At 54.6% G+C, this 19,600-nt stretch carries 19 protein-coding genes; 12 read left to right on the forward strand and 7 right to left on the reverse strand.

What is annotated here, in order from left to right; all coding sequences use genetic code 11:
• Positions 1 to 187: 187 nt before the first annotated feature.
• Positions 188 to 1,660, forward strand: coding sequence for an alpha/beta hydrolase family protein (locus tag Q4G72_RS15630; RefSeq protein ID WP_303312363.1), 1,473 nt, complete (start codon positions 188 to 190; stop codon positions 1,658 to 1,660).
• Between the two features lie 143 nt (positions 1,661 to 1,803).
• On the opposite strand, the gene Q4G72_RS15635 is transcribed toward Q4G72_RS15630, so the two are convergent.
• The gene (locus Q4G72_RS15635) at positions 1,804 to 3,102 is read right to left on the reverse strand and encodes an MFS transporter (protein WP_303312364.1); all 1,299 of its coding nucleotides are present in this window, start codon (positions 3,100 to 3,102) and stop codon (positions 1,804 to 1,806) included.
• Positions 3,103 to 3,402: 300 nt separating this feature from the next.
• Here Q4G72_RS15635 and Q4G72_RS15640 point away from each other — a divergent pair, with 300 nt between their 5' ends.
• From Q4G72_RS15640 to nth, 5 genes are all read left to right on the forward strand, one after another.
• Entirely contained in the window at positions 3,403 to 3,810 is a 408-nt protein-coding gene (locus Q4G72_RS15640; RefSeq protein ID WP_303312365.1) for a hypothetical protein, read from the forward strand.
• 84 nt (positions 3,811 to 3,894) lie between these two features.
• On the forward strand, positions 3,895 to 4,461 hold the full coding sequence (locus tag Q4G72_RS15645) for a DUF6799 domain-containing protein (RefSeq protein WP_303312366.1): 567 nt from the start codon (positions 3,895 to 3,897) through the stop codon (positions 4,459 to 4,461).
• A gap of 283 nt (positions 4,462 to 4,744) precedes the next feature.
• Entirely contained in the window at positions 4,745 to 5,380 is a 636-nt protein-coding gene (locus Q4G72_RS15650; protein WP_303312367.1) for an RNA polymerase sigma factor, read from the forward strand.
• Positions 5,319 to 5,549, forward strand: coding sequence for a hypothetical protein (locus Q4G72_RS15655; protein WP_303312368.1), 231 nt, complete (start codon positions 5,319 to 5,321; stop codon positions 5,547 to 5,549). The genes Q4G72_RS15650 and Q4G72_RS15655 overlap by 62 nt, the downstream gene beginning before the upstream one ends.
• Before the next feature lie 20 nt (positions 5,550 to 5,569).
• Positions 5,570 to 6,274, forward strand: a complete 705-nt coding sequence (gene nth, locus Q4G72_RS15660; RefSeq protein ID WP_303312369.1) for an endonuclease III — start codon at positions 5,570 to 5,572, stop codon at positions 6,272 to 6,274.
• Between the two features lie 54 nt (positions 6,275 to 6,328).
• Here the strand turns inward: nth and Q4G72_RS15665 are convergent, their stop codons facing one another.
• Positions 6,329 to 7,534: a glycosyltransferase family 4 protein gene (locus Q4G72_RS15665; protein WP_303312370.1), complete on the reverse strand. Its 1,206-nt coding sequence runs from the start codon at positions 7,532 to 7,534 to the stop codon at positions 6,329 to 6,331.
• Positions 7,535 to 7,605: 71 nt separating this feature from the next.
• Complete coding sequence (gene gldB, locus Q4G72_RS15670; RefSeq protein ID WP_303312371.1) at positions 7,606 to 8,616, reverse strand: gliding motility lipoprotein GldB; 1,011 nt, start codon at positions 8,614 to 8,616, stop codon at positions 7,606 to 7,608.
• 106 nt (positions 8,617 to 8,722) lie between these two features.
• Between gldB and Q4G72_RS15675 the strand changes: the two genes are divergently transcribed.
• Positions 8,723 to 9,394, forward strand: a complete 672-nt coding sequence (locus tag Q4G72_RS15675) for a porin family protein (RefSeq protein ID WP_303312372.1) — start codon at positions 8,723 to 8,725, stop codon at positions 9,392 to 9,394.
• A 113-nt stretch (positions 9,395 to 9,507) separates the two neighbouring features.
• Here Q4G72_RS15675 and Q4G72_RS15680 read toward each other — a convergent pair whose 3' ends face one another.
• From Q4G72_RS15680 to Q4G72_RS15690, 3 genes are all read right to left on the reverse strand, one after another.
• The gene (locus tag Q4G72_RS15680) at positions 9,508 to 11,115 is read right to left on the reverse strand and encodes an Rne/Rng family ribonuclease (protein ID WP_303312373.1); all 1,608 of its coding nucleotides are present in this window, start codon (positions 11,113 to 11,115) and stop codon (positions 9,508 to 9,510) included.
• A 326-nt stretch (positions 11,116 to 11,441) separates the two neighbouring features.
• Positions 11,442 to 12,338, reverse strand: coding sequence for a tetratricopeptide repeat protein (locus Q4G72_RS15685; protein ID WP_303312374.1), 897 nt, complete (start codon positions 12,336 to 12,338; stop codon positions 11,442 to 11,444).
• Positions 12,339 to 12,412: 74 nt separating this feature from the next.
• Positions 12,413 to 12,718: an HU family DNA-binding protein gene (locus Q4G72_RS15690; RefSeq protein ID WP_044511619.1), complete on the reverse strand. Its 306-nt coding sequence runs from the start codon at positions 12,716 to 12,718 to the stop codon at positions 12,413 to 12,415.
• A 193-nt stretch (positions 12,719 to 12,911) separates the two neighbouring features.
• On the opposite strand from Q4G72_RS15690, the gene mutY reads away from it, so the two are divergent.
• From mutY to recG, 4 genes are all read left to right on the forward strand, one after another.
• On the forward strand, positions 12,912 to 14,006 hold the full coding sequence (gene mutY, locus Q4G72_RS15695) for an A/G-specific adenine glycosylase (protein ID WP_303312375.1): 1,095 nt from the start codon (positions 12,912 to 12,914) through the stop codon (positions 14,004 to 14,006).
• A gap of 87 nt (positions 14,007 to 14,093) precedes the next feature.
• Positions 14,094 to 14,516 carry a single-stranded DNA-binding protein gene (locus Q4G72_RS15700; protein ID WP_303312376.1) on the forward strand — a complete coding sequence of 141 codons (423 nt, stop codon included), beginning with the start codon at positions 14,094 to 14,096 and terminating at the stop codon, positions 14,514 to 14,516.
• Positions 14,517 to 14,633: 117 nt separating this feature from the next.
• On the forward strand, positions 14,634 to 15,230 hold the full coding sequence (gene gldD, locus Q4G72_RS15705; protein WP_303312377.1) for a gliding motility lipoprotein GldD: 597 nt from the start codon (positions 14,634 to 14,636) through the stop codon (positions 15,228 to 15,230).
• 102 nt (positions 15,231 to 15,332) lie between these two features.
• Entirely contained in the window at positions 15,333 to 17,432 is a 2,100-nt protein-coding gene (gene recG / locus Q4G72_RS15710; RefSeq protein ID WP_303312378.1) for an ATP-dependent DNA helicase RecG, read from the forward strand.
• Positions 17,433 to 17,482: 50 nt separating this feature from the next.
• Here the strand turns inward: recG and Q4G72_RS15715 are convergent, their stop codons facing one another.
• Positions 17,483 to 17,719 (reverse strand): hypothetical protein, encoded by a 237-nt coding sequence (locus Q4G72_RS15715; protein ID WP_303312379.1) that lies wholly within the window; start codon positions 17,717 to 17,719, stop codon positions 17,483 to 17,485.
• A 389-nt stretch (positions 17,720 to 18,108) separates the two neighbouring features.
• Here Q4G72_RS15715 and Q4G72_RS15720 point away from each other — a divergent pair, with 389 nt between their 5' ends.
• On the forward strand, positions 18,109 to 19,560 hold the full coding sequence (locus Q4G72_RS15720) for a hypothetical protein (protein WP_303312380.1): 1,452 nt from the start codon (positions 18,109 to 18,111) through the stop codon (positions 19,558 to 19,560).
• Positions 19,561 to 19,600 lie beyond the last annotated feature (40 nt).

A 19,600-nucleotide genomic window follows, 5' to 3' on the forward strand; every position in this document is an offset into this window, starting at 1 on the left:
TTGAGCCGCCCTAGAATCTGTAAGCAGATAGGTTAAGATTAATTTTCCGGTCTCGTTCTCAGGCGTGTAAGATCTGCCACGCCCAATGCAGTATAAGGTGGCTTGATGATTGTGGATTAAAAAAATGGTTAAATTTCAACCATTACCTGCACCTAACCGCCGCATAAACAGCTTTACCTGGTACTTTATGAATACAACCTTACTCGCAATTCGTAGGTTCTGCACTCTGTTTATACTGCTCCTGCTGCCTGGCATTCTGCTGGCGGGGCCCGAAGCCAACCAGCTCAATGGCCAATGGTCCGGGGCGCTTCGAGTATCGGGAACCGAAATGGACCTCATTGTGACCATTGTGCCGCTTTCTACGGGTGGCTACTATGCTGCGCTGGACATTCCGAAGCAGAAAATCAGCCGAATGCCCATGCAGGCGTCCTTAACCGGTCAGGATGTAGTCTTGAAAATTGACCAGGCCGGCAGCCGCTTTACTGGTAAGCTGAATGCGGAAGGCACCGCCATGACGGGCACCTGGGTACAGCCGGGCATTACCAGCCCGCTGGTGCTCAAGCGCATTTCTACTTCCGTGCTGAATGCCGCTTTTAACGCCGCGCCGCCGTACCGGCGGGAGGAAGTCATTGTACCTAATAAGCCTTTCAAGCTACGGCTGGGTGCTACGCTTACTATGCCCAACGGCCCAGGTCCGTTTCCCGCCGTAGCACTGGTATCGGATCTGGGCGCGCAGGACCGTGACGCTTCTCAGGAGCAGTACCGCATGTTTGCTATTCTGGCCGACTACCTTACCCGCCGGGGCTTTGCCGTGCTGCGCTACGATGACCGGGGCGTAGGACAGTCGAATGGCAAGTATTATGCCGCTACCACCGCTGACCTGGTGACGGATGCCCAGGCAGCTATGGGGTTCCTGCGGGCCCATTACCGGGTAAAAAAAGATAAAGTAGGCCTCATTGGGCATGGCGAGGGCGCCAACATTGCCCTACTGGCCGCGGCCCAGCCCAAAGGTCCCGATTTTGTAGTGTCGCTGGCGGGCTCTGGTCAAACCGGGCAGGCTGTAATGCAGCAGCAGCAGGTGGAAATCATGCGGCTGATTGGGGCCAATGCCAATCAGGTGAAATCGGCGCTGGCGCTGGACAATAAAATGGTGAATGTGATTCGCCAGACGCCGGATAATAAACTGGCACGGGCCAAGGTAGGCGTGCTGCTCCGGCAAATTAATAACGACCTGGCCTTTACGATGGTGCAGGCCCGGGCAGAACAGCTGACCTCGCCCTGGTACCGCTATTACCTGGACTTCAATCCGTTGACGAAGCTCCCCAGCGTGAAATGCCCGGTACTGGCCATGAATGGCACGGCAGATCTGCAGGTAACGGCCAACAAGAATCTTTCGCTGCTAAACAAAGGCCTCCGCAACAGCTCCAAAGTAACCATTGTGAAGCTGCCCGGGGTAAACCATCTGTTCCAGCCCGACCGTAGCGAGTGGGCCCTGATCAATAATGAGCAGCAGCCCGTATTTGCCCCTAAGGCCCTTGCCACAATGGATACCTGGCTTAAAAACCGCACGAAAACCAGAACCTCCCTCACTGCCCCTATTAAAGCCAAGCTGACTTCTCCCCTGCGTAAGCCATCCGCAGACAGAACTGCCAGCCGCTAAGGCCCGATAAACGCTAAAAGAAATACCCCCGTAGTCAGGTCGACTATGGGGGTATTTCTTTTTCTGGTCTGGCTTCTACCCATAATACCGGTAGAATAATCATTAGCCTGTGGCCTAAGAGCAAGCTACTTTGCGCTCTGATGTCAGGCCTTTACTGGTTCTGTTTCTTCTTTTGGGGATAAGTCCAAAGTACGGAGCTGATTAGCGCGCCAGGCCGTTATGGCTACTACCACCAGCGTCATGGTGCCGCCTACAACCACCGAGGTAACTACCCCCAGCAAGCGCGCCGTCGCGCCCGACTCAAAGGCGCCTATTTCGTTGGAGGAGCCAATGAAAATGTTGTTTACCGCCGAAACCCGCCCTTTCATGTATTCCGGCGTAAAGGTGTGCAGCAGCGTAGAGCGCACAATCACGGACACGGAATCAAAGATGCCCGTCATAAAGAGCAGCATCAAGGAAAGCCAGAAATTCCGGGACAAGGCAAATAAGATGGTGGCCACACCAAAGCCCGCTACAGCCCACAAGAGCTTGCGGCCGGCATGTCGGCGCAGCGGAAAATAGGTAAGTAGCACCGCCATTAGTACCGAGCCTACGGCGGGCGCAGCGCGCAGGTAGCCCAGCCCATCGGCCCCGGTGTGCAGAATCTCATCGGCAAAAATGGGTAATAGCGCTACGGCACCGCCAAACAGCACGGCAAACAAGTCCAATGACAAGGCCGCCAGCACAATCTGATTCTGGAAAATAAACCTGGCGCCGCTCAGCACGCTTTCCTTCAGGCCCAGCCGCTGGCCCTCAATGGGTGGCAGGGGCCGGCCCGCAATACTGAGAAATAACGCCAGGGAAAGAATAGTCAGCACTACATCGGTCAGGTAAGCGGCCGAAATACCCAGCTTCGCATATACTAAGCCTCCAATAGCAGGCCCCAGCACGGCGGCCGCCTGCCAGGTAGAGCTGTTCCAGGTAATAGCATTGGCCAGCCGCTCCCGGTCTGGCAGCAGCTGGGGCATAAAGGAGAACAGCGCCGGTCCCAGGAAGCCTCGTGCCAGCCCACTGGTAAATATTACCGCATATAAAGGCAGAGCATGGTAACGCAGCAGTAGGCCGGCACCTTCTGGGCGGGTAAACGACAGTAGCGCCGCCGCACAAAACAGCAACACAACTACCGCCGCCAGAATAATATTCTTGCGACGCACGGAGTCGGCCAGGTGGCCGGCATACAGCGAGACGACAATACTGGGCACGGCTTCGGCCAGGCCAATAAGGCCCAGGGCGAGGGGGTCTTTCGTCAATTGATAAATCTGCCAGCCCACCACTACGGCCTGCATCTGGGTAGCTACCACCAGACACACGCGCGCGCCAATCAGGCGCCTAAACTCAGGAATGCGCAAGGCAGCATAGGGGTCATGCCGTGGCGCGGTTGGAAGGCTGGAAGAAGCTGTCATAACGGATTTCGCAGAGCCGGCAAAGGTAGGCTAAACCGGTACTGAAGTATAGAATAAGGGCAGCTTATTCGCCCGTCTTGATTTAGGCAGGGATTCTGCGTATTATTGACTTATTCTTCCTGCTCTGCCGGTGTGGCTTTGATTTCGGGCCTCTGTCCCTCTCCCCTGCCGGTTTTCCCAAGGCGCCACCGCCTCCCTCCACCTAGCTGCCACTTCTCATCCCAATGCCTTTAGGCATCGGGTACCTGTGCTGCGTTTGTAGCCTGCTGATTTGATAGATACCGCTTAATGCGCTTTGCTATGGTCGATTATCTTGCCTTTTCACATCAGCCCTCTACTTCAGTACTGGTGGCCCGCTGGCTGCGCACCGTCACGCCGGAAGAGTTACGGCAGGGATACCAGGAGCTGCTGTCGATAGCGGCGCTGTATAAGGTGCGTTATTGGTTGCTGGATTTACGCCGCCGCGGCCCCATTAGCGCCGAGCTAACGCAATGGGTGAAGCACACCTTTTTCCCGAATGCTGCCCAAGAGCTGCAAGGCTGTTTATACCTCTCTTACTTTGTTTCTCCTGACCACCTGGAGCTTTTGCAGCAGGCACCGGAGCAGCTCTTGGGCAATACCGAACAAAGTCTGATACGCCTGTTTACGGATGAGCGGCAGGCCACCGAATGGCTGCACCAAACCCGCCTGCAGGAGCAAGCCGCCTGAATCGACTTATTCTATTGATTTGCGTACTAAGCGAAATCCAACCGGTTTCGCTTTTTTATTGTCTGCCGTTTCTACCTGCTCCCTATGCTACGCCTCACTACACTTTGCTTTCTGGCCGCCTTCTGTATACATACTACTGCCTCTGCCCAAACCCAGCCAGCAGCTACCAGCCAGCAAACCGTGCGGATTTCCCTGAAAGACGGCGCGTTTCGTCGCAAAGGCGTCATGATGCGCATTCAAGGCGGCAAGATCAGCCGTTTGTCCTCCTCCCTCAAACTCAATAACGGTACTACGGTGCATCCCGATGGGCAAATTGTAACCACCAGCGGCACCCGGCAGCAGCTGCCCAATGGCCGCGCTATTAACATGCAGGGCGAGATTGTAGGCCTTAGTGATGATATGCTGACGGCGGCTACCATTCAGCAGCTAGACCAAATGGTAACCGGCTACACCGGAACCGTTATCAGCCTGCCCAATGCCGTACCCGCGGAGGCAGCTACCGCCCTGCAGCGCCTGGAGCGCAAAGCCGCTTTGTTACAGCAACTCACCGACCGACTGGCGCAGCGCACGGCACAGGCAGTACCGGCATCTCCGGAAGCTGCCCGCCTAGATGCGCAGCTAAATGCGCTGGAAACACCCATTAAGCCGTAAGAAAGGCTACTTAAAACAAAAAAGCCCGCCCCGTGCGGGCTTTTTTGTTTGCTTCCAATGCTTTTTTCAGTATTTTGAGTCAATAGAAAGCCGAACTGAACAATTGCACGGGTTCAGGAACATGTGAAAAATTTCTGCTTTTATTCTTATCTGGCATTGTGTTTGGGCGATTGGTTCTTTACATTTGGTCAGGATAGTTTTTCCTTCATCCCAAAATTTCCTTCTTTCTCCCCTAGCTGCACAATATGGCTTAAAGCTCTACGTTCCCTTATTCGTAGCCTTTATGGAAACCATGCAGCCGAGCGATTCCGCGTTGATTTCGCTCTATATCAACGGAAAAGAAGAAGCCTTCGAACTGTTGTTGAACCGGCACAAAAGCCGCGTCTTTACCACGATTATGTTAATCGTGCGGGACGAAGCTGTGGCCGAGGATCTGCTACAGGACACCTTTATCAAGGCTATACATACCATGAAAAGCGGCCGCTACAACGAGGAAGGCAAGTTCTCGTCGTGGATTGGCCGTATTGCCCACAACCTGGCCATTGATTTCTTCCGTCGGGAGAAGCGCAGCCCGCTGCTCAATCTCGACACCTCGAGCCACGCTTTCAACTCTCTCTCGCACGCCGAGGAGGGTGCGGAAGCGGTCCTCACCCGCGAAGAAACCTATAGCCGGCTGCGGGAGTTAATACAGGACCTGCCCGCCGCGCAGAAAGAAGTGCTGGTGATGCGCCATTACGGCGACATGAGCTTTCAGGAAATTGCGGATGCGACAGGGGTAAGCATCAACACGGCGCTGGGGCGTATGCGCTACGCGCTGATCAATCTGCGGAAGAAAATGGCCGCACAACCTGTCTTCTATGATCAAAACCTTTACCCAAGAGAAACTGCTCCGGTACGTATACAACGAATTGCCGGCTGATGAACAAGCCGGCCTGGAGCAAGCCCTGACCCACGATGCCGAACTGGCGGGCCAGTGCGCTGATCTATTGCTAGCCCAACGGGTGCTGGATGGCGTGCGCACCACGCCCAGCACTGGTACTACCCAGTCTATTCTACAGTATTCGCGTACATTTTTAGCCGCGTCCTAAGGGCGCGGCTTTTCTTTTTTATGCGTAAGACCGAGCGGTTTCGCCGCTTTCTGGACTACTTCACCACCCACTTTCCTGCCCCCGAAACCGAGCTGCACTACCGCAGCCCGTACGAGTTGATTGTGGCCGTGGTGCTCAGTGCCCAATGCACTGATAAGCGCGTGAACCTGGTTACGCCGGCTCTTTTTGAGCAGTTCCCCACGCCTGAACATCTGGCCGCAGCTTCTGTAGAGGAGATTTTTCCTTTTATCCGGAGTGTATCTTATCCCAACAACAAGGCCAAGCATCTGACTGGCTTGGGCCGCTTGCTGGTGCAGGATTTCAACTCAGAAGTACCCAGCCAGCTGGAAGATTTGCAGCGCCTGCCCGGGGTAGGCCGCAAGACGGCTAATGTCGTGATGTCGGTGATTTACAACCTGCCGGCCATGGCCGTGGATACGCACGTGTTCCGTGTATCGCACCGGCTGGGTTTGGTTAGTAAAACAGCTACTACCCCGCTGGCAGTAGAGAAAGAGCTGGTACGGTATATCCCGGTAGAGTTGGTTAACAAAGCGCATCACTGGCTTATTTTGCACGGTCGCTACATCTGCGTGGCGCGGCACCCCAAATGCGGGATCTGCCCGCTCACGGATATCTGTGCCTACTATCAGAAGGTGGTGAAGCCTACGGCAGCACTTGGCTTAAACACCGCAGAACAGCTGGAAAACGAGGGTACAGCCGAATAAAATTTTCTATTTAGCACAACTTAGTATAAAACTGGCTTTAACCAGCACAAGGTTCTATTGAGCCCCTGCTACGGTCTCCAGTACCTTTTGCATGGTAGAAGCAATCTGCTGTCGGTCAAATAATTGCCGGGCTGCTTGCTGGCCACGCTGACCGGCAATACGTAGCTGGTCCGGTTCAGACAGTAGTTGCTGTAGCGTGGTGGCCAGTGTATGGGGCTGCCCGGCGGGGACAAACCATCCGGCCCCGTGCTGCTCCACAAATGCCTTTGTCCAACCTTGGTTGGTTACTATCACGGGGGTACCTACGGCCAGGCTGTCGTAGAACTTAGCGGGAGAATTAGCATCCAGCACGGGCATCTCCAGAAAAGCCACTATGGATACTGCGGCCATCCGGAACCACGTGAATACCGCGTGGCGCGGCTGCGTCTGTACCAGCCGGATTGCGGGGCAGCGCGCGGCAGCCGCTCGTATCAGCGACTCGTGGTAGCCTAGCCCCATAAAAAGCCAGCACACGGCAGGATTCTGCACAGCCAGCGCCTCCGCGGCTGCCACTAGGGTTGGTATATCATTAGCCCGCCCGAAAGTGCCGGCATATAGCACCACTTGTTTCCCCTCCAGGCCATACTCCTGCCGTAGCATAGCTACTGCCTCATCCGTAGCGTGGGCAGCCAGATCCAGGTCGGTGCCATTAAGCACGGTAGTTACCTTGGCAGCGGGAATCCCCAAGTCGGTAATGTAGCGCGTCATGTCTGGTGAGAGCGGCAGAATATGGGCAGCGCTTTGGTAAAGACTCTTCTCCATGGCAAACAAGCGTTGCCGAGCCCAGCGCGTGGGCACGGCCCCCATTGCAATAGGAAAGGAAGGCCATAGATCCTGCACCTCAAACACCCAGGGTACATGACGCCGGCGTGCCACCTGGGCCGCTACCCAGGCGGCGGTAAGAGGCGTAGAAATGCCCCAGATAACATCGGGCTTATCCACTTTTAACCCTTGCCGGAAAGCATACGCCACGTATTGCCCAAAGGCCAGTACGCGCCGGGCCGTGCCCATCTTATTATGATACGGTATATCAGCCGCGTGCATTTCTACTCCTGCCGGCAGCCACGGAAACTCCTGCGTCAGGCGCTGCCGCTCCCAAGTGCGCGTGGTGATGAGCGTGACCCGGTGGTGGCGGGCAATGTGCGCTAACAGGGAGTAATGCCGGCTGGTAGCCGGGCAGTCGGGGTTGGTATGATACTGGCTGAAAACGAGGATGTGCACCGGCTAATTCTGAAAGGAGATATGCAAATGGCTCCGGAGTCCAATTAAGCAGCCTGGTACTTCATCCAGAGCTATTTCCGCTTCTGCGGACGGTAGCGCGACTGGTTGAGGATCTGCTGCGCGTCTTTGTTAGCCATCAGTTGCGGCAGCGTCACTTTGGGATTCTCAGCCATGTACTTGCGCACAATCTGCCAGCCTACCCACGCACCAATACGACCAGGCGCAGTCTTATCAATTTCCGGTACGTCGGGCCGTTCCCCCACATACTTCTGTATCACGAAGGGCGTAGTATTATACAGCAGGTTCTTCTCAATGAAATGGCCCCACACTTTGCCCTCATTATAATTTACCCCATCCAGTTCTTTAGCGGTGTAGCCAATCAGCAGGGAATCGGGCGTGCAGGGCAGCATTTTTTCGGCGAAGTATAGTGCCTTGCCAAACTGTACCATCTCGGCCAGCATGGTTTGATTGGTGAGTTGCTTGCGGTTGTATTTACTGGATACGGCCAGCATCACGGTAGGCAGCAAATGTTCCGGCGTGTAGCGGCGGGCAATATACTCGGGCACGTTGGGTCGGTAGCTGGCCTTGGGGCCCACAAAAAAGTCAAGCCCCAGCACCAGCAGGCTGTCGTTCACAAATACGTCCTGGCTCAGCCCGCTCACGAAGGTCTTTACGGGTGGCACCCGGAAATCAGGGAAATAGAAGCGCACATGCTGGAAGGCCTGGTGCAGGTGGCGCTGCAGAGCGGCAGTATCCTTGAAAGCTGCTTCTGTTTCACGGCCTAGCTTCTGCAGGCCTTCGTTGGCAGCCAGCTGGGTTAGGCGCTGGGCCAGCACATCTTCTGAGGGATACTGCCGGCGCTGCAGGAAGTGCGTAGCAAACAAAGGCTCCGTTGCTAGAAAGCGCTTGGCATCAGCCGGTGTCTTAATTTTAAAAAACGGGCGCGTCAGATCCTCCATCTGCACCGGGGCCTCTACCCGGGCCACGGCCGGGTCCAACTCACACGAGGACGTATCGCGGCTGCAGCCAGCCAGCAGGCCAATGGCGCATAGCCACGGCAGAAAGTGAAACAACGGGCGCATGTGGGGGAGAATGAACTTCACGCTTCTATCTTTAGGGCGAAATTAGCCAAAACGAAACGCCGCGCTACGGGCGCTATTGTCTGACCCCGTTTTTCCTTGCTTTTCTATGAAAAAGACGTTGCTGGCCCTCCTCCTGTTGGGCGTTACTGCTACCGCTGCTTCGGCACAAGTAGAAATTGGCCTGAAGGTATCTCCTTCCATTGCGTATCTGCGGGCCGATGGCTCGTCGAATAACTTCCAGAAAGACAAGTCCAAGCTAGGCTTGGGCGGCGGACTGGTGGTAGATTACTTCTTTGGCGAGAACTATGCCTTTAGCTCAGGCTTGGAGCTGGCCGGCAAAGGGGGCACCATCAGCTACAACGACCCGGGTACCGGTACCGCGCAGACGACCAAAATCACGGCTCAGTATCTGCAGATTCCGCTTACCATGAAGCTTTTCACCAATGATATAGCCACCGATACGAAGCTCTATTTCCAGCTGGGTGGTGTGGTTGGGGCCAACATCGGTACCCGCATCAACGGTGAAAAAGAATACACCGACCCCGGCAACAATAATGAAGTATTCAAAGCCAACAAATTCCTGCTGGTACCCGACTTCGGTGTGATGATTGGCTTTGGCAGCGAGTATCAGGTGGGCCAGAGCACCAAGGTATTCGCGGGCCTGCACTACCAGCGCGGCCTACCCAACATCGACAACTATTATGGCGATGAGCGTGGCTTAAAAAATGTAGTACTTAAGAATAGTGAGTTTGCCTTAGATCTGGGTCTGAAGTTCTAAACCGGTGCGCACGCTGCCGCTTGGCGCAGCGCTAACTACATAAAAAAGCCCGCGTTGCTACTAGCAGCGCGGGCTTTCCTTCGTCTTCAGGCGGGGTTTTCGCAGAAAAACCGTCAGTCTGTAATTTCTATTTCACGGTCCTGTAGCCGGCTCATAGCCGCGGCGGCCGAGTGCAGCGCAATATCTTCGCCGTGCTCGTCTTCGATGCGGTATTCCGTCAGACCAAGGGACGTGTCCTTCATAATCTTCACCCACTTGTAGTACTTCAGGTACCACTTCATCTGCCGGCTTACAAGGCCTTTAGTATAGTAGGCGTGCAGGAACGGATGCACATACAGCGTGATGCCCGCTTGGTTTTGAGTTACCAGGAGGTCTTCAATGCTGTTGTCGATTTCATCCGTTACCAGAATAGAAGCGGAAATCTTGCCCGTGCCACCACAGGTGGGGCACACCTCACCGGTTATAATGTTCTCGGCGGGGCGCACGCGCTGCCGCGTAATCTGGAGCAGACCAAACTTGGTGATGGGCAGAATGGTGAAGCGCGCTTTATCGTGCTTCATAATGTCCTTCACCGCGTCTTCCACCTTCTTGCGGCTATCTGCCGACTTCATATCAATGAAATCGACCACAATAATGCCGCCCATATCACGCAGCCGCAACTGCCGGGCCACTTCCTTCGCCGCCAGCATATTGATCATGAGAGCCGTGGCCTCCTGGTCGCCTTCCTGGTTGCTCTTATTGCCCGAGTTTACGTCGATAACGTGCAGGGCTTCAGTGTGCTCGATAACGAGGTAACCACCGCCCGGCACCGTCACGGTTTTGCCAAACAGCGACTTCAGCTGCTTTTCAATGCCGTGCTGCTCAAACACCTTCACTTTGGCGTTGTGGAGCTTGAGCAGCCCTAACTTATCGGGCGCAATTTTCTGGAGGTAGCTACGCATCTCCTCGTACATCGGCGCCGAGTCCACGGTAATGGCATCGAACGACTCGTTGAGCATATCACGCAGCATGGAGCTGGTCCGGCCCAGCTCACCCAGCACCTTGTCGTTCGGCTTAGCCGTGCGCAAGGTTTGGTAGAGCTGGTTCCAGTTATCCACCATGCTTTGCATATCCTTGTCGAGCTCAGCCACCTCGCGGCCTTCGGCTACGGTGCGGATGATGACGCCAAAATTGTCGGGCTTAATGGAGGCAATGAGACGCTTGAGACGCTCCCGCTCCGTACGGCTGACAATTTTCTTGGAAACGCTGATGGTATTGGAAAAGGGCACCAACACGAGGTAGCGGCCGGCCATGGAAATATCCGTGGACAGGCGCGGGCCCTTCGTAGAAATGGGCTCCTTGACGATTTGAACCAGCATTTGCTGGCCCTTTTTCACGGTGTCAGCAATCTTGCCGACTTTGTCTTGCTGCCCGTCAAACTGGAAGGTTTTCAGGGGGCCGACGGTAATTTTCTGCGACTGAACACCTTTCACCCACTTGGTGAGCGAGGGGAAGTTCTCCCCCAAGTCGCCGTAGTGTAGAAAAGCATCCTTTTGATACCCGATATCAATGAACGCGGCGTTCAGACCGGGCATAACTTTCTTGACCGTGCCCAGGAAAATGTCACCAACAGAATAATTGGTGTCGTTGCGGTCGAAATGATATTCGATGAGCCGCTTGTCCTGGAGCAGAGCAATCCGTTCTCCGTCCTGAGTAGAATTAATGATTAATTCGTTACTCAATGGATTAGGCTGTTTAAGGTATATCGCCGAGTTTGTAACACTATGGTCTGACCAGAAACCCGCAAAGGGAAGCCAGTGCAAAGAGCACCAGCTTCCCTTCCAAGCCACGGGGAAAGCGCACAGTTAGCCACTCTCGGGGATATTACATGAGAGATAGACGGACGCTTAAACGCAGTGCGTTACGCCCGCCAGCAAACCCCGGAAGGCTTACTTCTTCTTGTGACGGTTCTTGCGCAGACGCTTCTTGCGTTTGTGGGTAGCAATCTTATGACGCTTTCTTTTTTTACCGCAGGGCATGGGTGAAAGTAGTTAGGGTTAAAAAATGATTATTGCAGCTTCTGCAATTCCTGATCAACCGATGCCGACAGAGCCGGATCGGTACTGTTTTTCTTGACTTCGGTGAACACCTTGCGGGCCTCGGCACGATTGCCGGTTTGCGCCAGGGCCACTCCCAGGTAAAACTGGCCGCTTTCATTCTCGGGGTGATATTTCACCAGTTCCCGGAAACGCTCCACAGCCTTATCGGCCTGGTTGCTCTGCAACGACAAAACGCCCAGGTTATAGAGCGCCTTTTCGTTACGGGGGTCAGTGGCCAGCACCTCGCGCAGCAGCACAACCCCCTGTACGGGATTTTCGCTAGCCATGAACGCCATTCCTAAGTTAGTTTTGGCGTCCAGGTTATCGGGGTTGTTCTTCAGCACCCGCTCGTACAGCTCCCGTGCCTTGGCACTCAGCTGCTTAGCCCGCTCCTCATTAGCTGCAAAGCTGAAGGCTTCGAAGTATTGGTCGGCGGCCCGTTTCCAGGCTTGCTCCCCGGGGCGAGCTACAGCCACCTGCTCATAGTAGTATCCGGCGCTGTCAAATTTATTAACAGCGGCATACTTCTCAGCCAGGTCACCTGCTAGGCGGGTTTTAGCAGCCGCATCGGCGGCGGCGTATTTCGTACGCAGCTGTGCCAGTTCTTTCTGCTGCGCCGGAGTGGCCGCCATATGGGGCTGCTCTGGCGTAGGACTAGCCGTAACCGGCACAGCACCCTCTACGGATGCTGTAGAGGGTGCTGCGGTGCCATTGTCGCGGTTGGCAGTGGCAGCCGCATTTTGCGTCAGCTCCCCTTTGCCTTCCTTAGGCTTCACAATTCCTTTCGGCAACATGAACAATGCCCCCACTATCACCAGAGCGACGAGGACCAGAATTAATTGATGCGAAGAGGAAGTACGAGCCATGCGAAGAAAAAAGCAGGCCGCCGGGTTTTAAGAAAAACCTGGCGGCGCTGCGGCAATGTTACAAAGAAACGAACTTATGCCTGAGCCAGCTCCTTGATCTTCTTGCTGTTTTTGATCTTGCCGATGAAGGTTTTCGACGGCTTGAAGCTTGGAATGAAGTGCTCGTCGATGATAATCGACGTGTTTTTCGAGATGTTGCGGGCTACTTTTTTCGCCCGTTTTTTGTTGACGAAGCTTCCGAAGCCGCGCACGTAGATGTTGTTGCCATCGGCCATGGAATCCTTCACTACTTTGAAGAAGGCTTCTACGGTAGCCGAAACGTCTGCTTTCTCAATGCCAGTCTTCTCGGCAATTTCGGCGATTACTTCTGCTTTAGTCACGCTGGTAAGTGTACTATGGAGTGAAAAAATATACGGGCAAAACTCCCCGATTCTATACGTAAGCCTTTGCCCAATAGGCGGTTCGCCTACGAATTGGGGCCACAAAGGTAGTTTCCTTTTTTTGTTTTACAATACTTTCTCCTGAATCCATGTCGGATGCTGTTCATCTGACAAGCCTTTCTTCCTCACCATTTTGACATCTACTTCCTCTTCTGCCGCTCATCCTTTCTTCTCTCGTGCCCTGCTAGCTTGGTATCCGCGCCACCGCCGGGACCTGCCCTGGCGGCACACGCGCGACCCTTATGCCATCTGGCTTTCAGAGGTAATTCTGCAGCAAACCCGCGTGAAGCAGGGCCTCCCCTACTACCTAGATTTTATCACAACTTACTCCACTGTGCATGACTTGGCAGCAGCTCCTGAGGATGAGGTGCTGCGCCACTGGCAGGGCCTAGGCTATTATTCCCGAGCCCGGAATATGCATCATACTGCCCAGCAGGTAGTTCGGGAATTCGATGGACAGTTTCCCGGTACATATGCTGGCTTGCTGCAACTGCGGGGCGTGGGCCAATACACTGCCGCAGCCATTGCCTCTTTTGCTTACGATGAAAAAGTAGCGGTGCTGGATGGTAACGTATTCCGGGTGCTAGCCCGGGTGTTTGGCATCTCCGCTGATATTGCCGCCCCCGCCAGCCGCAAGGTGTTTCAGCAGCTGGCTGATACGCTGATTCCTGCCGATGCACCCGCTGAGTTCAACCAGGCCATTATGGAGTTTGGTGCTATTCAGTGCACGCCTTTGAAGCCGGATTGCTTGTTTTGTCCTGTGCAAAGTGAGTGCTATGCTTTTCAGCATGGGATGGTATCGGAGCTGCCCGTGAAGAGTAAAGCTAAAGCCGCTCGTACCCGCTATTTCCATTACCTGGTGCTCCGCCACGCGGATAGAATTTATATGCGGAAGCGCACCGGGAAAGATATCTGGCAGGGACTCTACGATTTTGCCCTGACAGAAACAGAATTGCCGGAACTGGCGGCACATTTAATTCTTGACCAGGTAGAAGCGTTGGGTGGCAAGCTGGCTACCGACCGGGTAGAAGAGCCAACGCCTGCTTTCCGGCAGGTCTTAAGCCATCAAAAGCTGGAGGCCCGGTTTCACTCTTTATGGCTGCAGGAGCCCTTATCAGAGACGTCACTTTTAGCGTCGGGCTTAGCTGCTTTCTCCGCAGAAGAAGTAGAGCAACTGCCCAAACCGTTATTAATTACTAATTATATTGGCAAACAAACCTTTAGCTAACACTATTGGAATATTGAAGAAATATGTGTATCTTTAACCTATTAGAAAACAACCCTATTTCATACTTAAAATTTTCATTGTCAGACCATGGCAGGCATCAACAAAGTAATTCTGGTTGGTAACCTGGGCAAAGACCCAGAAGTACGTCATTTGGAAGGCGGCACCAGTGTAGCTCACTTCACGCTAGCCACCAACGACTATTATAAAGACAAGCAAGGCAACCGGGTAGAGCGCACGGAGTGGCATAACATTACTGCTTGGCGCGGCTTGGCCGAAATGGCCGAGAAGTACCTCAAAAAGGGCCAACAGGTGTATGTGGAAGGCAAACTCCGCACCCGCCAGTTCCAGGACAAGGACAATCAGACGCGCTACATCACGGAGATTGTAGCCGATGAAATTTCCATGCTGGGCGGCCGCCCACATAACGATGATACGCCCGCCGCAGAGCAATCTGTGGCGGCGCCTACCACGTTTCGCCAGGAGCCAGAACTTGACCAGCTTCCTTTCTAGTCAGAACAGCCGCTCCGCGGCTTGCAAGCAGCCTCGGCACTTTGCCGGGGCTTTTTTGCGTTGTGCGGCACAGTGCCCGTTAGTGGCTACCTTTGAGTAAAATCCGCATTGTTTCAAATGCCTGCTTCCTCTCTACTCCGCAGCATTGGTGCTGCTTTTGGCTTTCTGCTGCTAGCTACCGGCTGCTCTTCTGCCCCCGATTTTACGCCCAAACCCAAGGGGTTCAACCGTATTGACCTGCCGCCGCACCGCTACCAGCAGCTGGCGCCCGGACACCCGTATACGTTTGAATACTCCCGCTTTGCCAAAGTGCTGCGCGACTCTTCTTACCTAGCGCAGCCGCACTGGATTAACGTGTACTATCCCACGCTGAAAGCCAACGTGCAGATTACTTACACCGACGTGCACCAAAACCCGAAGCTCTACAACAAGATGATGGAGGATGCGCGCAAGCTCACCGGCAAGCACGAAATCAAAGCTACAGCTATTGATGAAAGCCTGCTGAAAACCCCCAGCGGCATGCGCGTATCGGTATTTGAGCTGCAGGGAGAGGTACCGAGCCAGCTGCAGTTTTATACTACTGATAGTACCAAGCACTTCTTCCGGGGGGCGCTGTACTTCCGCACAGCTACCGCCAATGATTCCCTAGCGCCCGTTATTGAGTATGTGAAGATGGACATCCTACATTTACTTAACACGCTGAAATATAAGTAGACAAGCACTGGTCACTGCCTTTGGGTGTCATACCTATTGTTTCTAGATTACCGAATCGTTTTGACGGCTATTCGCTTTCAGCCCCTAGCCAACCGCTCTTAAATGAGTAATTTCTTTCAAACCAAAATTGAGTATCTGCGGGGCGTGGGCCTGCAACGAGCCCAGCTGCTGCAAAAGGAGCTGGGCATTTTCACGTACGGCGACCTGATTCAGCGCTACCCGTTCCGCTACCTCGACCGTACCCAGTTCTATAACATTTGTGACCTGCACGACGACCTTCCCTACGTGCAGGTGAAAGGCGTGCTCCGCAACCGCGAAGTGCTGGGAGAAGGCCCTAAAAAGCGCATGGTGGCCAAAGTAGCTGATGCCAGCGGCGAGCTGGAGCTGGTGTGGTTCAAGGGCGTGAACTATCTGGAGAAAATCATCCGGAACCACCAGGAGTACATTGTCTTCGGCAAGCCCACCCTGTTCAACGGTCGCCCCCAGATGGCGCACCCCGAGCTGGAAGAGGTGACCGAAGCCAAACCAGGCCAGAGCTTCCTGCAGCCGGTGTACAACACCACCGAGAAGCTCAAGAACTACCACCGCATCGACAGCAAGGCTATTGCGCGTATGGTGGCCGATTTGCTGAAGATTGCCCTGCCCCAAGTGCAGGAAACCTTGTCGCCGGCCCTGATACAGCACTATGCGCTGATGGATAAGGCCACGGCCCTGCAGCAAATTCATTTCCCTCAGTCGCCTGAGCTGCTGCAGGCCGCCCGCTTCCGCCTCAAGTTTGAAGAGCTGTTTTATGTGCAGCTCAAGCTGCTGCGCCAGAAAACCCAGCGTAAAATTGAGCTGGCCGGCCAGATTTTCAAGGAAGTGCCCACGCTGGTGCACTTCTACAAAAACATCATGCCCTTCGACCTCACCGGAGCGCAGAAGCGGGTGATTCACGATATCTACAAGGACTTCTGCGCCGGCAAGCAGATGAACCGCCTGCTGCAGGGCGACGTGGGTTCGGGTAAAACCATTGTGGCCTTCATCAGCATGCTCATGGCCGCCGACAACGGCGCGCAAAGTTGTCTGATGGCGCCCACCGAAATCCTGGCCGACCAGCACTATGTGGGGCTAAAACAGTATGCCGACCTGTTGGGACTGAAGATAGGCAAGCTGACGGGCAGCACCCGCACTGCCGAGCGGCGCGTGCTGCACGAGCAGCTGCGCTCCGGCGAGATGCATATGCTGGTGGGCACCCATGCCCTGCTGGAAGATGTAGTGCAGTTCCGCAACCTGGGCCTCACCATTATGGATGAGCAGCACCGCTTTGGCGTGGCGCAGCGCTCCAAGCTCTGGCAGAAAAATCCGCACGTGATACCTCACGTGCTGGTGATGACGGCCACGCCCATTCCGCGCACCCTGGCCATGACGCTCTATGGCGACCTGGATGTGTCCGTTATTGATGAGCTGCCGGCCGGCCGTAAGCCTATTGTTACGGTGCACCGTTTTGACTCCAACCGCCTGAAGGTGTTCCAGTTTCTACGCGACCAGGTTGCGCTGGGCCGGCAGGTGTACATCGTGTATCCGCTGATTGAGGAAAGCGAGGCCATGGCCGATTACAAAGACCTGATGGACGGCTACGAAAGCGTGACCCGGGCCTTTCCGGACTTTCAGATCAGCATTGTGCACGGCCGCATGACGGCTGCCGAGAAGGACGCCGAGATGCAGCGCTTCATTGAGCGCAAAACGCAGATTATGGTGGCTACTACCGTAATTGAGGTGGGCGTGAACGTGCCCAACGCATCCGTAATGGTGATTGAGAGCACCGAACGGTTTGGCCTTTCCCAGCTGCACCAGCTGCGTGGCCGCGTGGGCCGGGGCGCCGACCAGAGCTACTGCATTCTGATGAGCGGCTACAAGCTCAGCAAAGACTCCCGCACCCGCATCGAAACCATGGTGCGCACCAACAATGGTTTCGAAATTGCCGATATCGACCTGAAGCTACGCGGCCCTGGAGACCTGATGGGCACCCAGCAAAGCGGCGTGCTGGACCTGCTCATTGCCGATTTGGCCAAAGATGGCCGCATCCTAACTGAAAGCAGGGCCGCCGCTCAGCAATTGTTGAACGAAGACCCGGAACTGAACCACGAGGAAAACCGCAACATCCGGCAGCATATTGATTCGCTGCCGGCTACGGCCGTAAACTGGAGCCGGATTAGCTAAACCCAACAACATAGGGCATAAAAAAAGCGGAATCACTTCCGCTTTTCGAATTACTCAATAGTGAAGATTTCATCACCGCTCGAGGAAGGCGGTGTACCGGGGGCCTGGTGAAAGTCGCCTGACTTGTGGTTTACCTGCTGCACAAAAAACGAATGGCTATCGGTGGAAGGGGCAGGCGCTGCCTGGGGCTTTTGAGCAACCAGATTTACGTACGTTAATGGTTGCTTGGCAAGCTTACCAACTACAATCAGCGTGAACAATAAAAAAGCTTTGAGTAAAAATTTCATAAGGATGGTGGTCTTCAAATAAGCGCTGGCTGATAGGGCAAGAATTAAGCCAGAGCCGTAGTCAAATCGAGGTAAATCAAAGAATCAGGGGTAAAAGTACGATGATTGGCTGGTAGATGCAGGCGCAAAATGCAGGAACATCTTAGAGGACAAAAAATCCTATTGATAAGTCAATCAGCACTTTTCTACTGTGGGGGGCACAGACAAAGGAACGGTGAAGCGGGAGAGCGAGGGTAAAAAACGTGGTTAAGGATTCGTGAAGATTTCAAAAAGCGGTAGTGGCGATTCGCCGCATTGTTGGCCATGTACGGAACTGAGGACAGAGTTGATACCTTTGAAGAAGACTTTTTCAGTTTTTTTTCATTTTTTCTTGTTAACTGTCTTTTGCCGTGCATCTTAACTTTCTTTTTTGGATAAGCAGTCTTGCTCTGGCCTGGACCGTTGCCGCCACTCCGGCTACAGCCCAAAAGGCAAAAACCGCTTTCAGCTACGTCCCCGAACAGTCGGATGACCGCTACAACCAGCGGGTGCCCCACAAGACGCTGGCACTGGCTGGTTCCACTGATTTCATCGTACTCGGCCATAAATCGGCCACGGAATACACCGTAGAGCGCTATAACACGGAGCTGAAGCGGGCCTGGCAAACCATTATTCCCGTGGCCGCCGGCGAAACCATTGAGGCATTTTCCCGCAACAAGGAGCAGGCGCTGGTGGTAGTGCACCACAAAGATGCCGGCGCCCAGAACCTCTCGGTAGTAGCTGTGGACCTGAACAATGGCCAGAAAGCCGCCGCCAAAAAACTGATGGACGCACCCCCGCGTGACCGGCGCCCCGGCGTGGCTATTTCGCCCGACGGCACGCACATCGTGGCTTTCCGCTACCTCACCCGCGACGTGCAGATCCGGGCCCTGAGCGCGAACATCTTCGATCAGAAGCTAACTAAGCTTAAAAGCCGCGTCTACGATTTCCACGACCTGGGCGACTTCTTTTCCCCTACCGTGTACGTAGCCAACGACGGCACCCAGTACGTGGCGCTGGTAACGGACGGTATGAAAAAGATAGCCGTGCGCCAGTACCGCAACGATAACCCCGATGTCAAGGTCATGTCGGTGGTAGTGGGCGGTACGTTTGGCGGCAAAGTGGTGAATGTGTTCGATACTAAATTCACGATGCACCCCAACGGCGTAATCCTGGGGGCAGCCATTTGCACGGAGCGCGAAACCGGCCAGTACTACAGCCTCAAGCTCCTGAAGTTTGACCCTACTGCGGGCGGCGAGCTGAAGTTTGCGCCGGAATTCCGCTTCAAGCCTGAGTACCTGACCCTGGTGAACAAAGCCACGCAGGGCAGTGCCAAGCGCCTGGAAGACGTGTACCTCTCCGATGTGGTGATGACGCCCGACAGCTCGTTGGTGGTAATAGCCGAGAAGAAGTATGAAGAAGGTGGCGATACCTCACCGGTACACGCCCGGGAGCTGCACCTGTTCGGCTACAACCAGTTTCAGACACCCACCTGGAATACCATCATTGCCAAAGATCAGGTAGCCTCGCCTGCCGAGGGCTTTGCCGGTATTGGCTACCGCATGGCCACCTTCGGCAACCAGCTGGAGATTGTGACCCAGGAAAAAATCAAAGGCAAGTCAGACCTGTACCTGCGCCGGGTAGATGCCCGCACCGGAGTGGTATCGGAACCCAAAAAGCTAGGCCTGAATGTAGCTGCCGACCAGAACCTGGCTTACGTGAAAGACTTTACGACCTGGCTGGATGCCAAAACCATCATCGGCGTGAGCCGCCCCAACAAGAAATCAGCGGCCCTGATGCTGAACAAGATTGTGGTGAAGTAGCCGGAAGCTATTCTCAAAACCAGTGGGGCCAACCGATGTA

The organism is Hymenobacter sp. BT730 (assembly GCF_030542105.1).
Taxonomy (GTDB): domain Bacteria; phylum Bacteroidota; class Bacteroidia; order Cytophagales; family Hymenobacteraceae; genus Hymenobacter.